The sequence below is a fragment of the Pseudohaliea sp. genome, assembly GCF_054552115.1.
The window spans coordinates 19,481-34,524 of record NZ_JBTOLW010000029.1 but is presented as its reverse complement, the minus strand read 5'-3'; the positions used below and the strand labels follow the sequence as shown (position 1 = coordinate 34,524).

Here is a 15,044-nt window from a genome sequence, read left to right as displayed (position 1 = left end):
GCGACAGGCTTTTGACTGTGACGGCCCTGTTGCAAAAAGGGGCCGATCTGTCATGTTATTGTCACAGTGCGGCGGCAGACTTCGCGGACAAATTCCCATGCAGGCTACCGTGCCATGAGTGAACGCACCGTCCTGGTGGTCGACGACGAGTTCGCAATCCGCGACATGCTGCGCATGGCGCTCGAGATCGTCGATTACCGCTGTCTGGAGGCCGATAACATCCAGGACGCCCATGCCACTATCGTCGACCAGCGGCCGGACATCGTCCTCCTCGACTGGATGCTTCCCGGGGGCAGTGGCATCGAACTGCTCCGTCGCCTGAAGCGCGACGAGGGGACGCGGGAGATACCGGTCATCATGCTGACTGCGAAGACGGCGGAGGACAACGTCATCCAGGGCCTCGACGTCGGCGCCGACGACTACATCACCAAGCCCTTCGCACCGCGGGAACTCATTGCGCGTATCAAGGCCCTGCTGCGCAGGGCGGGCGGGGCGGAGGCCAGTGACCGCATGCAGGTCTCCGAACTGGTGCTGGACAGCAAGAGCCGGCGTGTCTTTCTCGCCGACGAGCCACTCGACATGGGTCCCACGGAGTTCAACCTGCTGCAGTTCTTCATGGCGCACCCGGAGCGGGCCTACACGCGCAACCAGCTGCTCGACCAGGTCTGGGGTGCGAACGTCTACGTTGAGGAACGCACCGTCGACGTCCACATCCGCCGCCTGCGCAAGGCGCTGTCGGCCGGCGCCAGTGACTACAGCGGCCTTATCCAGACCGTGCGCGGCACCGGGTACCGCTTCTCCGCTCGGGGGGCTCCCACCGGGTGAACCTGGCCGGTAGCTGGCGTGGGGAGTTGCGCAAGCTGCTGCTGGTGCTGGCCGCGTCGGCGCTGGCCGGCTGGTTGTTCGGCTACCCTCTGGCCATGCTCACCGTGGGCCTCGGGACCATCAGCGGCGTCTGGCTCTACCAGATCTGGCGCATGCGCCGCTGGCTCGAGGATCCGGAGCAGACGCCGCCGGAGAGCTTCGGCATCTGGGGCGTCGTCTACGACACCATCTACCGCCTGCAGCGGGAGAACCGCGAGGCGCGCAGCCGGCTTCAGTCCACCGTCGACTACCTGCAGAGTTCCTTCGCCTCCATGCGCGACGGGGTGGTCATCCTCACCCAGGCCGGGGCCATCGAGTGGTGCAACGAGGCTGCCCGCACGCTGCTCGGTCTCGAGTACCCCAGGGACCGGGGCCAGCTGATCCTGAACCTCGTGCGCCTGCCCGAGTTCCACCGCTACTTCATCAACGGCGATTTCTCCCAGCCCCTGCAGGTCGGCCTGAAGGGCGGTGCGCCTCGCTTCCTGCAGATGGAGGTCACCACTTTTGCCGACGGTGATTTCCTTCTCTTCGTGCGCGATGTGACCCGCATGCTGCAGCTGGAGCAGCAGCGGCGGGATTTCGTCGGCAATGTCTCGCACGAGCTGCGCACTCCGCTCACGGTGTTCAAGGGCTACCTCGACACCCTCATGGCCGCGGGAGACCGGCTGGACCCGCGCTTCCACAAGCCGCTGGAACAGATGGAACTGCAGGCCCGGCGTATGGAGAACCTTCTCGACGATCTGCTCTGGCTCTCGCGCATCGAGAGCGTGCGCAGCGAGAAGAAGACGGAGCGCGTGGACATGGCGGGCCTGGTCGAGGAGCTTCGAGACGAGCTGGCGCACTCGCACCCGGAACGGGTCGTGGCAGTGCGCCTGGACACGCGCGACGGCGTTGCCGGTGATTACCGCGAACTGCACAGCGCCGTTTCCAACCTGGTGCTCAATGCCATCAAGTACAGCCCGGACGACAAGCCGGTGCTGGTTCACTGGCGCCGCGAGGGCGACGAACTGCTGCTGTCGGTCGTGGACCAGGGCCCGGGCATTGAAGAGCAACACCTGCCGCGCCTGACGGAACGCTTCTACCGGGTCGACGAGAGCCGCTCGAGCGCAACGGGCGGTACGGGGCTGGGCCTTGCCATCGTCAAGCACGTCGCCGCCTCTCACCGGGCGGAGCTGCGCATCGAGAGTGAGCCGGGGGAGGGCAGTACCTTTACCCTGGCCTTCGCCGCCTGACGTGCGTGCGGGCAGGGCCTGGCGTCGCGTGTGCCTGCTGCTGGCCCTGGTAGCCGCGCCGGCCCTTGGGGACCGCACCCTGCCGCCCTATGAGCCCGCCTCGGGCCTGGTCGGGAGCCTGGGCAGTGCCGGCTCGGATACGCTGGCCAACCTCATGTCCCTGTGGGCGCGCGCGTTCAGCGCCCACCACCCGGCGGTGACGGTGGAAGTGCAGGCCGCCGGGTCGGCGACGGCACCACCGGCGCTGGCAGAGGGCACAGCTGAACTCGGCCCCATGAGCCGCGCCATGACCGCGCGCGAGGTGGAGGCCTTTCGCGGGCGTTTCGGCTACCCTCCCACTGCCGTGCCTGTCGCCGTCGACGCAGTGGCGGTCTTCGTACACCAGGACAACCCGCTCCGGGCGCTCTCCCTCGCCGAGCTCGACGCAGTCTTCTCGATCACCCGGCGCTGCGGTGCCGCACGGCGCTTCACCCACTGGGGGGACCTGGGCCTGGGCGGCAGCTGGCGCGGCCGCCCCATCGTAGCCTACGGACGCAACACCGCCTCGGGCACGCACAGCTACTTCCGCAGCGAGGTACTGTGCCAAGGGGACTTCCATCCGCTCGTGAACGAGCTCCCCGGGTCGGCCTCCGTGGTGCATGCCGTCGGCGCGTCGCCCGGCGCCATCGGCTATTCGAGCCTGGGTTACGAGTCCGCGGGTGTGCGTCCGCTCGCGATCAGTGACGGCAGCGGGCCGGCGGTCCCGCCGACCGCCGAAGCCGCCGGCAGCGGCCGCTATCCACTCGCGCGCTATCTCTACGCCTACGTCAACCGCCCGCCGGGGCAGCCGCTCACCGCGCTGGTCCGCGAGTTCTTTCGCTTCGTCTATTCCCGCGAGGGACAGCGCCTGGTACTCCAGGACGGCTACGTGCCGCTGCCGGTGACGCTGATCGAGGCGCAGCGCGAGGCCCTGGGTCTGTGAGCCGCCTTGCCGACAGCCGGGTCGATCGCCACCGCCGCTGGTTTGATCGGGGGACCAGCGCGCTGGTCGGTGCCGCCGGCGTGGGTGTACTGGGCACCATCCTTCTCATGCTGCTCTACCTGCTCTGGGAGGTCATGCCTTTGTTGCAGCCGGCGGCCATCAGCTACAGCCATAGCGAACCGGCTTCGGGCGCCGGGCTGCTGCCGGCCGGCCGCGGCCCCGATCCCGCCTCGCCCGCGCTGCTGGCAGAACTCGCCGACGCGGGGCTGATCGCGGGCGCGGCGGGTCCCAGTGTCCGTCTGGCCGGCGGGCGAGCGGTGATCGTCGCGACCGGGGATGGCGGGCTGGTCGAATTCGGGCGTACCAGTGCCGGGCCCGGCGGACCGTGGGCCCGCTTCCGGCGCCTGGACAGCGGGGGCCTGCCCGTGCGTTGGCTGGTTGCCGAACCGCAACGCGCGGTGGTCTATGCGCTCGCTGCCGACGGCCGCCTGCAGGCCTGGCACACCGTCGCCGAGCGACGGCTGCTCGCCACGCGCCTTCCGCGTACCGTCGGCGCGGACTCCGTGGCGGTCGCCGCCGACGGTGCGTCCCTCGCGGTCCGCGTCGGTGAAACGGTGCACCACTACCGCGTGCGCAACCCGCATCCGGAGGTCTCCTTCACGTCCCTCTGGGCCGCGGTCTGGCACCCGGACTACCCGGCCCCGGCGCGAGTCTGGCAATCGTCCCCGGCGGGCGCGAGCGACGAACCCAAGCTGAACCTGGCCCCCCTGGCCCTCGGGACTTTCAAGGCCGCCTTTTACACGATGCTCTTCGCGGCGCCGCTCGGCGTGCTCGCCGCGGCGTACACCGCCTACTTCATGGCGCGACCGCTGCGGCGGGTCGTCAAGCCCGGGATCGAGCTCATGGAAGCGGTGCCCACGGTCGTGCTCGGTTTCATCGCCGGCCTCTGGCTGGCGCCGCGGGTGGAGCATGCGCTCGCGGGGTTCCTTGCCGCCCCCCTCATCCTGGTTGCCGGGATAGTCGCCGCCGGCGCGCTCTGGTCGGCGCTGCCGCGGCGCTGGCGCCGCCGCCTGCCCCCCGGCGTCCGGCCCCTGCTGCTGTTGCCGGTCGTGGTGCTGCTGCCCTGGGTGAGCGTTTCCGCGAGTCCGGTGATCGAGGCGGCCTGCTTCGGCGGTGACGTCAGCGGCTGGCTCGAGCGGCAGTTAGGCATCGCCTACCAGCAGCGCAACGCGCTGGTCGTCGGCATGGCAATGGGCTTCGCCGTCCTTCCCACCGTTTACTCGATCACCGAGGATGCCATCTTCTCGGTGCCGCGAAGCCTGTCCGACGGCAGCCTCGCCCTCGGCGCAACGCGCTGGCAAACGCTCACGGGCGTGGTGTTGCCCACGGCAAGCCCGGGGATCTTCTCGGCACTGATGATCGGCCTGGGCCGTGCGATCGGCGAAACCATGATCGTACTCATGGCGACAGGCAACACGCCGATCCTCGACGTCGATCCGTTCACGGGGCTGCGCAGCCTGAGCGCAAACATCGTGATGGAGGCGCCTGAATCCATCGTCGGCAGCACGCACTTCCGGGTGCTGTTCCTTTCGGCGCTGCTCCTATTCGCCTTCACGTTCGTCATCAACACCCTGGCGGAACTGGTGCGGCAGCGGCTGCGCTACCGCTATGCGGCGGGCTGAGCCGTGACCGCCGCGCGCCGTAGCTCTCCCCACGAACGCCTTGGCGTCGCCCTGCGCCGCCAGGGGGGGGATGCGCTGGAGTGGCTGGCGGCCGGCGCGGCGGCCCTGTCGCTGCTGGCGGTGCTGGCCCTGGTCGCGCTGCTCGCAGCCAGGGGGCTGGGGCACTTCTGGCCCGGCCCGCTCAAGGCACTGGAGGTCCGCGCGGGCGGCGGGTCGACCGAGTCGCTGCTCGGCCAGGTCGTTGCGCGGCGTGACGTCCCGGTGTTGCAGCTCCGCGAGGCCGGCCTCGAGCCGGGGCCGGGCCCCGAGCGGCGCGAGCGGCTGCTCCTGCGGCTGGGCAACCGCGATCTCGGCGCGGCGGAGTTCCGCTGGCTGCTGGCCTCGGATATGCTCGCGGCGCGCACGCCGGCGGCGGCCACTGTGATCGAACGCAGCGAATGGGGGCCGCTCTTCGGCTACCCGCTGGCGCTCGGCGAAAGCGGGGCGGGAGTCGTGGCGGGTGAGGGGCCCGCCCTGCGGGAAGCTATCGAGCAGGCGCTGGCGGCCACGGCCGCGGCGCGGGAAGCCCTACGCACCCTCGAGCAGGGCCCGCTGGCCGCCGCGAGCGCCGAGCTTGCCCGGTGGCGTGCCGCCGGAGACCCGCGTATGCACGGCGCGCGCGAACGGCTGGCGGCGCTCGAGGCCGAGCGGCGCGTCCTGCGCGAAGCGCTCGGGCGCTACACGCTCCAGCTGGCCCTTGCCGACGGCCGGCGAATCGAGCAGCCGCTGGCGACGGTGCTGCGGGCCTATCAGCCCAATGCGCTGTCGCTGCCGGCGCGCCTGGGGCTTTACTTCGAAAAGCTCTGGGATTTCGTGAGCGGAGCGCCGCGGGATGGCAACACGGACGGGGGCGTCTTCCCCGCGATTTTCGGCACCGTGGCCCTTGTGCTGTTGACCGCCGTACTGGTGACACCGCTCGGCGTGCTGGCCGCTGTCTACCTCCACGAGTATGCCCGGCAGGGCCCGCTGACGCGCCTGGTGCGCATTGCGGTGAACAACCTCGCCGGGGTACCGTCCCTGGTGTTCGGGGTGTTTGGCCTCGGTTTCTTCGTCTACGTGCTTGGCGGCGAGGTCGACCGGCTCTTCTTTGCCGACCGCTTACCAAGCCCTACCTTCGGCAGCCCCGGGCTGCTCTGGGCGTCGCTCACGCTCGCCCTGTTGACCCTGCCGGTGGTCATCGTGGCGACGGAAGAGGGCCTCGCCCGGGTCCCGCGCTCTGTGCGCGAGGGCAGTCTCGCCCTCGGCGCGACCCGGGCGGAGACGCTCTGGCGCGTGGTTCTGCCCATGGCCTCGCCGGCCATGATGACCGGGCTTGTGCTTGCCGTGGCCCGGGCGGCGGGCGAGGTTGCGCCACTGATGCTGGTCGGGGTGGTGAAGCTCGCACCGACACTGCCCGTGAGTGGGGAGTTTCCCTACCTGCATCTCGAGCAGAAGTTCATGAACCTCGGTTTTCACATCTACGACATCGGTTTCCACAGCCCGGACCCCGATGCGACCCGCTCCCTGGTCTACGCCACGGCGTTTCTGCTCGTGGCCATCATCCTGGTACTGAACCTCGCGGCGGTGATCCTGCGCAATCGTCTTCGCGAGCGATACAAGTCCCTGGCCAACTGATAGGCTCACGACTCATGGCAGAACACTCCATCAACGTGCAGGCCCTGCGTCGAGCCCCGGCACCACGCGTGCCCACCGAGGGTGCCGCACTCGTTGCGAAGGGTCTGTCCCTGCACTACGACGGCAGTGCAGCGCCGGCACTGGACCGTATTGACCTCGCCATTCCACGTCAGCGCGTGACCGCCTTCATCGGGCCGAGCGGTTGCGGCAAGTCGAGCCTGCTGCGCTGCTTCAACCGCATGAACGACCTCATCGAAGGCTGCAGCATCAGCGGCAGTATCCGCCTCGAGGGCGAGGATATCCACGACCCGGCGGTGGACGTGGCGAGCCTGCGGCGCCGCGTCGGTATGGTGTTCCAGGCCCCGAATCCATTTCCGAAGACCGTGTTCGAGAATGTGGCCTACGGGCTCCGCATCCAGGGCATCAACCGCAAGCGCGTCCTCGACGAGTCCGTGGAGAAAGCCCTGCGCGCTGCGGCGCTCTGGGATGAGGTCAAGGACCGCCTCGATGACAGCGCCCTGGCGCTCTCCGGCGGCCAGCAGCAGCGCCTGGTGATCGCACGGACCATTGCCGTCGAGCCGGAAGTGCTGCTCCTGGACGAGCCGGCTTCTTCTCTGGACCCGATTTCAACGCTGCGTATCGAGGAGCTCATCTACGAGCTGAAAACCCGCTACACCATCGTCATCGTGACCCATAATATGCAGCAGGCGGCGCGGGTATCCGACATGACCGCCTTCATGTACATGGGGCGATTGGTGGAATTCGGCGAAACCGATACACTCTTCACGAACCCCGAGCAGCGCCAGACGGAAGACTACATCACCGGGCGCTACGGTTGAGCAGCCAGCGGGAGACGCCCTTGCAAAGCGACAGCCACAGGCAGCACATTTCCGGCCAGTTCAATGCCGAGCTGGAGGCCGTTCGCAACCACCTGCTCGAGATGGGCGGGCGGGTCGAGGCGGCCGTTGCCCGTGCTGTCGAGACGCTCCTCGCCCGGGACAGCGGCGAAGCCGAAGCGGTTATTGCCTCCGACGAGGAGGTCAATGCCATGGAGGTGCGCATCGATGAGGAGTGCTCGCGTATTCTCGCCCGGCGACAGCCGGCCGCCAGCGACCTGCGGCTCGTGATTGCCGTGGCCAAGGTTACCACGGATCTCGAGCGGGTCGGCGACGAGGCGACCAAGATCGCCCGCCAGGCAATCACGCTCTCGGAGCAGGCGCCGGCGCGCAGCGGGTCCCCGGAGGTGCGGCGTATCGGCAAGCACGTCGGTGCCATGCTGCGCAGTGCCCTGGATGCCTTCGCCCGGCAGGATGTGGCCATGGCCGTCAAGGTCGTCGTCGATGACGAGGGTGTCGATTCCGAGTACCACTCGGCCATGCGCAGCCTCGTGACCTTCATGATGGAGGATCCGCGCAACATCGGCCCTATCCTCAACGAGCTCTGGGCGCTCAGGGCGCTCGAGCGCATCGGGGACCACGCGGCGAACATCGCGGAACAGGTTATCTACCTCGCCCGAGGCCTCGACGTGCGGCACATGGAGCCGGCGCAGCTGCGCGCCTATATGCAGGAGGAGGCGGGTCAGCCGTCGCCGGGGGACGCCACGTCGTGAGCCATTTCTGGAGCGAGGCCGTCCGCGGCCTCAGCCCCTACGTGCCCGGGGAACAGCCGCGCCATCCGCGACTGGTCAAGCTGAATACCAACGAGAGCCCCTATGGCCCGTCGCCGCAGGTCCTGGCGGCTGTGGCCGCCACGGACGGCGACAGCCTGCGGCGCTACCCTGACCCGGACGCCAGTGCCCTGCGCGGCTGTATCGCCACGCACTACGGGCTGGCACCGGAGCAGGTGTTTGTCGGCAACGGCTCGGACGAGGTTCTCGCCCACGCTTTCCTCGGGCTGCTCAAGCATCCCCGGCCCCTGGCCTTCCCCGAGATCAGCTACAGCTTCTACCCGGTCTGGTGCGGCCTTTACGGGATCGAGGCGGTGCGCGTGCCGCTGGATGCGGAGCTTGGCATCGATGTCGGCGCCTTTCCGGAAGACTGCGGCGGCATCATCCTGCCCAACCCGAATGCGCCGACCGGGCGACTCCTCGAGCTCAATGAAATCGAGCGGCTGCTGGCCGCCCACGGCGACTGCGTCGTTGTCGTCGATGAGGCCTATATCGATTTCGGGGGGCGCAGCTCGGCGCTCCTGATCGCACGCCACCCCAACCTCCTCGTGGTTCAGACCCTGTCCAAGTCCCGTGCGCTCGCGGGGCTGCGGGTGGGCTTTGCCCTCGGCGACGCGGCGCTCATCGAGGGGCTGGTCCGGGTCAAGGACTCCTTCAACTCCTACCCGCTCGACGCCATCGCGCAGCGGGCAGCGATCGCATCCTTCGAGGACCAGGCGTGGTTCGAGGATAGCTGCCGGCGTGTGGTGGCTACCCGGGAGCGCGTAACGGCTGCTCTCGAGAGCCTGGGCTTCGCGGTACTGCCTTCCGCGGCCAACTTCGTCTTTGCGCGCCCGCCGGCGGGCGCGGCGCCCGCACTGTTCAAGGCGCTGCGCGAGGACGGCATCATCGTCCGCCATTTCGATCGGCCGCGGATCAGGGAGTACCTGCGGATCAGTATCGGCACCGATGAAGAGATGGACCGCCTGCTGTCGGCTGTCGGGGCCTGGTGCGCGGCCGCCCCCGAGAGCGGCCGCGACACCCGCTAGCGGCGGCGCAGGACCACGCTGCCGATACTGTAGCCGGCGCCGAAGGAGCAGAGCACGCCGGTGTCGCCGGCGGTAAAGTCATCTCGGTGCTTGTGGAAGGCGATGACCGAGCCGGCAGAACTCGTGTTGGCGTACTCGTCGAGGATCGTCGGCGCCTCTTCAGGGGACGGCTCACGGCCCAGGACCCGCCGGGCGATCAGCTGATTCATGCTCAGGTTGGCCTGGTGCAGCCACAGCCGCTTGAGTTGTGATGCCGGGAGCGCCAGGCGCCCCAGCTGCTCCGTGATCTGGATCGCGACCGCGGGGCAGACTTCCTTGAAAACCTTGCGGCCTTCCTGCACGAAGAGCTTGTCCGGCCTGCCGATGCCCGCCGGGTCGGCCCGGTTCAGGAAACCGAAGTTGTTGCGGATATTGTTGGAGTAGAGGGTCTGCAGGCGGCTGTCGATGACTTCGTATTGCTCGGCACTGTCGGCGAGTTCCGCCCGCTGCAGCACCACCGCGGTGCATACGTCGCCGAAGATGAAATGGGAGTCCCGGTCCCGGAAATTCAGGTGCCCGGTGCAGATTTCCGGATTCACCATGAGTACGGCGCGTGCGCTGCCCATGGCAATCGCGTCGCGCGCCTGCTGGATGCCGAAGGTCGCCGAGGAGCAGGCGACGTTCATGTCGAAGCCCCAGCCGCGTATGCCCAGCGCGTCCTGTACCTCGACGGCAATCGCCGGATAGGGGCGCTGCATGTTAGAGGCCGCCACGAGTACGGCGTCGAGATCGCCCGGGCCGATGCCGGCGGCAGCCATCGCTTCGCGGGCTGCGGCGACCGCCATTTCGCACATCACCGAGGGCTGGTCATCCGGCCGTTCCGGGATGTCCGGAACCATGCGCCGGGGATCGAGGATGCCCGACTTGTTCACTACGTAGCGCGAGCGGATACCGGACGCCTTGATGATGAAATCCACGGAACTGTAGGCCTGGGCTGCCAGCTCGCCGCGCTCGATCGCGTCGGCGTGCTCGCGGTTGTACGCGTCGGCCCAGGCGTTGAAGGAGGCGACGAGCTCCTCGTTGCTGATCGCCTCCGGCGGGGTGTACAACCCCGTGCCACTGATGACTACCCGGTGCATGGGCGCGCGCCGATCAGCGCTGATCCAGGGGCAGGTAGTCCCGTTGCGCGTAACCGGTATAGAGCTGGCGCGGGCGTCCGATGCGGTAGCTGCCGGAAATCATCTCGTTCCAGTGGGCGATCCAGCCGACGGTGCGGCCCACGGCGAAGATCACCGTGAACATGCTGGTGGGAATGCCCAGGGCCTTGAGGATGATGCCGGAATAGAAGTCGACGTTCGGGTAGAGCTTCTTCTCGATGAAGTACTCGTCGGAGAGGGCGATTTCCTCCAGCCGCTTGGCGATGGCCAGCAGGGGATCGTTCTCCATGCCGAGCTCGGCCAGCACCTCGTCCGCGGCTTCCTTCATGACCTTCGCCCGGGGGTCGAAGTTCTTGTAAACGCGGTGGCCGAAGCCCATCAGGCGGAACGGATCGTTCTTGTCCTTGGCGCGGGCAACGAACTCGTCGATACGGGAAACGTCACCGATCTCCTCCAGCATGTTCAGCACGGCCTCATTGGCGCCGCCGTGGGACGGGCCCCAGAGCGCGGCGATCCCGGACGCGATGCAGGCAAAGGGGTTGGCGCCGGAGGAGCCGGCGAGGCGCACCGTGGAGGTGGAGGCATTCTGCTCGTGGTCGGCATGCAGCAGGAAGATACGATCCATCGCCCTGGCCAGCACCGGCGAGATCCGGCTCGGCTCACAGGGGGTGCCGAACATCATGTGCAGGAAGTTCTCGGCGTAACCCATGTTGTTGTCGGGATACATGAAAGGCTGGCCGATGGAGAACTTGTAGCTCATGGCGGCCAGCGTCGGCATCTTGGCGATCAGGCGGAAAGCGGCGACCTGTCGGTGGTGCTCGTCGGAGATGTCGAGGGAATCGTGGTAGAAGGCCGAGAGCGCCCCGACGACGCCGCACATGATCGCCATCGGGTGGGCGTCGCGGCGGAAACCGTTATAGAAGGTGCGGATCTGCTCGTGGACCATGGTGTGGTTGTGCACGGTACGCACGAACTGTTCCTTCTGCTCCTTGTTCGGCAGCTCGCCGTACAGGAGCAGGTAGCAGGTCTCGAGATAGTCGGAATGCTCCGCCAGCTGGTCAATGGGGTAGCCGCGGTGCAGCAGCACGCCCCTGGCGCCGTCGATATAGGTGATCTGTGACTCACAGGCAGCCGTGGAAACGAAGCCCGGGTCGTAGGTGAACATGCCCCTGGCCGTCAGGGCACCCACGTCGACCACGCGCGGGCCGATGGTCCCCTCGTGCACCGGAAGCTCGATCGCCTCGTCAATGCCATCTACCGTAAGGGTTGCTTTCAAGTCGCTCATAGAGGGTCCCGATGCGCTGGTCAGTGGGGGCCCAACTATAGAGAGTAAGCCGATTTTGTCAACGCGGGCGGGCAGCTGACTGCGGCCCCGGAGCGCGCTGGAAAGCCTTGCTTTCAGGGGCCCGGCGCACTTCCCTGATCCCCGGCAGGGGCGGCGCTCCCGCCTCCGCAGATTGTTTTTCCCGGGTCCACCCAATATACTTCGCCCGCGTTTTTCGAGCTCCGGTGGTTCCGCCGCCGGGCGCCCACCCAGCCCCGACCAACAACGGAAAAGCACTGTGAAGGATAACCGTCCCGTCAATCTAGACATCGGCACCATGCGCCTGCCCATCACGGCGTGGGCGTCCATCAGTCACCGCATCTCCGGTGTGGTCCTTTTCGTTGCCAGCGTCGGCATGCTCTGGGCCCTCGACACCAGCCTGTCGAGCGCCGAGGGCTTCGCACGGCTCGGCGAACTGCTCTCCAGCCTGCCCGCCAGAGCGGCACTCTGGGTTGCAGGGACGGCCCTCATCTACCACAGCCTGGCGGGCGTCAGGCACCTGATCATGGACTTCGGCATCGGTGAGAGCATGGAGGGTGGCATCCTCGGTTCGCGGCTGGTCATTGCTGCGTCGGTGGTGCTCTCCGTGCTTCTGGGGGTTTCGCTATGGTAACGGCAGTCACGAGTCTCGGCCGGTCGGGGCTGTCCGACTGGCTCCTGCAGCGGGTCAGCGCCGTGGTGCTGCTCGCCTGGTTCCTGTTCATCGGCTGGGTCGTCGCCACCGGGATCGACTACGCCGGGTGGCAGGCGCTCTTCGCCACTGCCTGGATGCGGGTATTTACGCTCCTCGCGGTACTTTCCCTGGCCGCCCATGCCTGGATCGGCATGTGGTCCGTCCTGACGGACTACCTCACGGAGCGGCTCATGGGCACCAAGGGCAACGTGCTGCGCATCGGCCTTCAGCTGTGCATCAGCCTGCTGCTGTTCATCTACGTGATCTGGGGTATCCAGATCCTCTGGGGCAACTAGGACTTACACCATGGCAGGAATGCGTACCATTTCCTTCGATGGCGTCATCGTCGGTGGCGGCGGCGCCGGGATGCGCGCGGCGCTGCAGCTGGCCCAGTCCGGCTACAAGACGGCCGTGATCTCCAAGGTCTTTCCGACCCGCTCGCACACGGTGTCGGCTCAGGGCGGAATCACCTGTGCCATCGCTAGCGCCGACCCGAACGACGACTGGCGCTGGCACATGTACGACACGGTCAAGGGGTCCGACTACATCGGTGACCAGGAAGCCATCGAGTACATGACCAGCGTGGGCCCCGAGGCCATCTTCGAACTCGAGCACATGGGCCTGCCGTTCTCGCGCACGGAAGAGGGCCGGATCTACCAGCGGCCCTTCGGCGGCCAGTCCAAGAACTTCGGCGAGGGCGGGCAGGCCGCACGTACCTGTGCCGCCGCGGACCGCACCGGCCACGCGCTGCTGCACACCCTTTACCAGGGGAACATGAAGAACCGGACCACGTTCCTCAATGAGTGGTTCGCGGTCGATCTTGTCAAGAACCAGGACGGGGCGGTGGTCGGCGTTATCGCGATCTGCATCGAGACCGGTGAAACGGTCTTCGTGAAGTCGAAGGCGACGGTCTTCGCCACGGGCGGGGCAGGGCGCATCTACGCATCGACGACCAACGCCCACATCAATACCGGTGACGGGGTAGGCATGGCCCTGCGCGCCGGTTTCCCCGTGCAGGACATGGAGATGTGGCAGTTCCACCCGACGGGTATCTACGGCGCCGGAACGCTGGTGACCGAGGGCTGCCGGGGTGAGGGCGGCTATCTCATCAACAAGGACGGCGAGCGCTTCATGGAGCGCTATGCGCCGAACGCCAAGGATCTTGCCGGGCGCGACGTGGTCGCCCGCTCCATGGTGCTCGAGATACTCGAGGGTCGTGGCTGCGGTCCCGAAGGCGACCACGTGTATCTGAAGCTGGACCACCTGGGCGAGGAGGTTCTGGAAAGCCGCCTGCCGGGCATCTGCGAACTGTCGCGGACCTTTGCCCATGCCGACCCGGTAAAGGAACCGATCCCCGTCGTGCCGACCTGTCACTACATGATGGGCGGGATCCCGACCAATGTGCACGGCCAGGCGCTGACCATCGATGCCGACGGCAACGACCAGGTCGTACCGGGACTCTACGCCTGCGGCGAGGTGGCCTGCGTATCGGTTCACGGTGCCAACCGCCTTGGCGGCAACTCGCTGCTCGACCTCGTCGTTTTCGGCCGCGCCTCCGGCCTGTTCATCGAGAGCGCCCTTCGCGAGGGCATCGATCTGCGCGAGCCGTCCGGCGATGACCTTGAGGAGGCCACCCGGGGCCTGCGCCGGATCAACGAGTCCAGCGGCGGCGAGAGGGCCGCGGAGCTGCGCAAGGAGCTGCAGAACGTCATGCAGAATCACTTCGGCGTGTTCCGCAAAGGCGATTTCATGCGCGAGGGTATCGAGAAGCTCGAGGGCCTGCGCGAACGAATCGCCAATGTTCACCTCGAGGACAAGACCCAGGCTTTCAATACCGCGCGCCTGGAGGCCCTCGAGCTGCAGAACCTTTTCGAGGTGGCGGAGGCGACGGCTGTCGCCGCCGAGCAGCGCACCGAGAGTCGCGGTGCTCACGCTCGCGAGGATTTCCAGGATCGCGATGACGAGAACTGGCTGTGCCACTCCCTTTATTTCCCTGGCGAGCGGCGTGTCGGGAAGCGGGCAGTGAATTTCAGCCCGCGCACCGTCGACACCTTCCAGCCGAAAGTGCGGACCTACTGAGAGGCAGACCGATGTTGCAAGTCAGTATCTATCGCTATAACCCGGAGAAGGACGCAGAGCCGCACATGCAGGAGTTCCAGGTGGACACCGGCGGCAAGGATGTCATGGTTCTCGACGTGCTGGAGCAGATCAAGGCGGAGCAGGACAGCTCCGTGACCTATCGCCGCTCCTGCCGCGAAGGGGTCTGCGGCTCCGACGGCCTGAACATGAACGGCAAGAACGGCCTCGCCTGCATTACGCCGCTGTCCGAGGCGGTGAAGGGTAACAAGCTGGTGATCCGGCCGCTGCCGGGACTGCCGGTCATCCGCGACCTCGTGGTCGATATGAGCCTGTTCTACCAGCAGTACGAGAAAGTGCAGCCCTACCTGCAGAACAACACCCCGGCCCCGGCCATCGAGCGCCTGCAGTCGCCGGAGGATCGTGACAAGCTGGATGGCCTCTACGAGTGCATCCTGTGTGCCTGCTGCTCCACGAGCTGCCCGTCCTTCTGGTGGAACCCGGATCGTTTCATCGGCCCCGCAGGCCTTCTGCAGGCGTACCGGTTCCTGGCCGACAGTCGTGATACGGCGACCGAGGAGCGCCTGGCCCGGCTGGACGATCCCTTCAGCGTCTTCCGCTGCCACGGGATCCAGAACTGCGTCAACGTCTGTCCCAAGGGCCTCAACCCGACCCGGGCCATTGGCCACATCCGGAACATGCTGCTGTCGCGCGCCGCCTGAGGCGCGCTGTCTCTTCTAACCTTCCGG

The 15,044-nt window shown here is 67.3% G+C and carries 14 protein-coding genes; 12 read left to right on the top strand and 2 right to left on the bottom strand.

Features of this window, described 5'->3' with window-relative positions; genetic code table 11:
• Positions 1–114 precede the first annotated feature (114 nt).
• The 8 genes from phoB to hisC are packed head-to-tail and all read left to right on the top strand — an operon-like array spanning position 115 to position 9,086.
• Positions 115–825, top strand: coding sequence for a phosphate regulon transcriptional regulator PhoB (phoB, locus tag ACX93N_RS13215; protein WP_459428902.1), 711 nt, complete (start codon positions 115–117; stop codon positions 823–825).
• The gene (gene phoR / locus ACX93N_RS13210; RefSeq protein ID WP_459428901.1) at positions 822–2,096 is read left to right on the top strand and encodes a phosphate regulon sensor histidine kinase PhoR; all 1,275 of its coding nucleotides are present in this window, start codon (positions 822–824) and stop codon (positions 2,094–2,096) included. Before phoB ends, phoR begins: the two co-directional genes overlap by 4 nt.
• A gap of 1 nt (position 2,097) precedes the next feature.
• Positions 2,098–3,057, top strand: coding sequence for a PstS family phosphate ABC transporter substrate-binding protein (locus tag ACX93N_RS13205; RefSeq protein WP_459428900.1), 960 nt, complete (start codon positions 2,098–2,100; stop codon positions 3,055–3,057).
• The gene (locus tag ACX93N_RS13200) at positions 3,054–4,739 is read left to right on the top strand and encodes an ABC transporter permease subunit (RefSeq protein WP_459428899.1); all 1,686 of its coding nucleotides are present in this window, start codon (positions 3,054–3,056) and stop codon (positions 4,737–4,739) included. The genes ACX93N_RS13205 and ACX93N_RS13200 overlap by 4 nt, the downstream gene beginning before the upstream one ends.
• A 3-nt stretch (positions 4,740–4,742) precedes the next feature.
• The gene (pstA, locus tag ACX93N_RS13195) at positions 4,743–6,392 is read left to right on the top strand and encodes a phosphate ABC transporter permease PstA (RefSeq protein ID WP_459428898.1); all 1,650 of its coding nucleotides are present in this window, start codon (positions 4,743–4,745) and stop codon (positions 6,390–6,392) included.
• A 14-nt stretch (positions 6,393–6,406) separates the two neighbouring features.
• Positions 6,407–7,231 carry a phosphate ABC transporter ATP-binding protein PstB gene (gene pstB, locus ACX93N_RS13190; RefSeq protein ID WP_459428897.1) on the top strand — a complete coding sequence of 275 codons (825 nt, stop codon included), beginning with the start codon at positions 6,407–6,409 and terminating at the stop codon, positions 7,229–7,231.
• Between the two features lie 20 nt (positions 7,232–7,251).
• A complete protein-coding gene (phoU, locus tag ACX93N_RS13185; RefSeq protein ID WP_459428896.1) occupies positions 7,252–8,001 on the top strand; it encodes a phosphate signaling complex protein PhoU in 750 nt (249 codons plus the stop codon).
• Complete coding sequence (hisC, locus tag ACX93N_RS13180) at positions 7,998–9,086, top strand: histidinol-phosphate transaminase (RefSeq protein WP_459428895.1); 1,089 nt, start codon at positions 7,998–8,000, stop codon at positions 9,084–9,086. Before phoU ends, hisC begins: the two co-directional genes overlap by 4 nt.
• Here hisC and ACX93N_RS13175 read toward each other — a convergent pair.
• The gene (locus ACX93N_RS13175; protein ID WP_459428894.1) at positions 9,083–10,204 is read right to left on the bottom strand and encodes a beta-ketoacyl-ACP synthase III; all 1,122 of its coding nucleotides are present in this window, start codon (positions 10,202–10,204) and stop codon (positions 9,083–9,085) included. The two genes, hisC and ACX93N_RS13175, sit on opposite strands and share 4 nt — an antisense overlap.
• A gap of 13 nt (positions 10,205–10,217) precedes the next feature.
• A complete protein-coding gene (gene gltA / locus ACX93N_RS13170; RefSeq protein ID WP_459428893.1) occupies positions 10,218–11,507 on the bottom strand; it encodes a citrate synthase in 1,290 nt (429 codons plus the stop codon).
• Between the two features lie 277 nt (positions 11,508–11,784).
• Between gltA and sdhC the strand changes: the two genes are divergently transcribed.
• Genes sdhC through ACX93N_RS13150 form a run of 4 tightly spaced genes read left to right on the top strand, consistent with a single transcriptional unit; the run spans position 11,785 to position 15,017 of the window.
• Positions 11,785–12,159, top strand: coding sequence for a succinate dehydrogenase, cytochrome b556 subunit (gene sdhC / locus ACX93N_RS13165; protein WP_459428892.1), 375 nt, complete (start codon positions 11,785–11,787; stop codon positions 12,157–12,159).
• Complete coding sequence (gene sdhD / locus ACX93N_RS13160; RefSeq protein WP_459428891.1) at positions 12,153–12,515, top strand: succinate dehydrogenase, hydrophobic membrane anchor protein; 363 nt, start codon at positions 12,153–12,155, stop codon at positions 12,513–12,515. The genes sdhC and sdhD overlap by 7 nt, the downstream gene beginning before the upstream one ends.
• A 10-nt stretch (positions 12,516–12,525) precedes the next feature.
• On the top strand, positions 12,526–14,298 hold the full coding sequence (gene sdhA, locus ACX93N_RS13155; protein ID WP_459428890.1) for a succinate dehydrogenase flavoprotein subunit: 1,773 nt from the start codon (positions 12,526–12,528) through the stop codon (positions 14,296–14,298).
• An 11-nt stretch (positions 14,299–14,309) separates the two neighbouring features.
• Positions 14,310–15,017 (top strand): succinate dehydrogenase iron-sulfur subunit, encoded by a 708-nt coding sequence (locus ACX93N_RS13150; protein WP_459428889.1) that lies wholly within the window; start codon positions 14,310–14,312, stop codon positions 15,015–15,017.
• Positions 15,018–15,044: the final 27 nt, after the last annotated feature.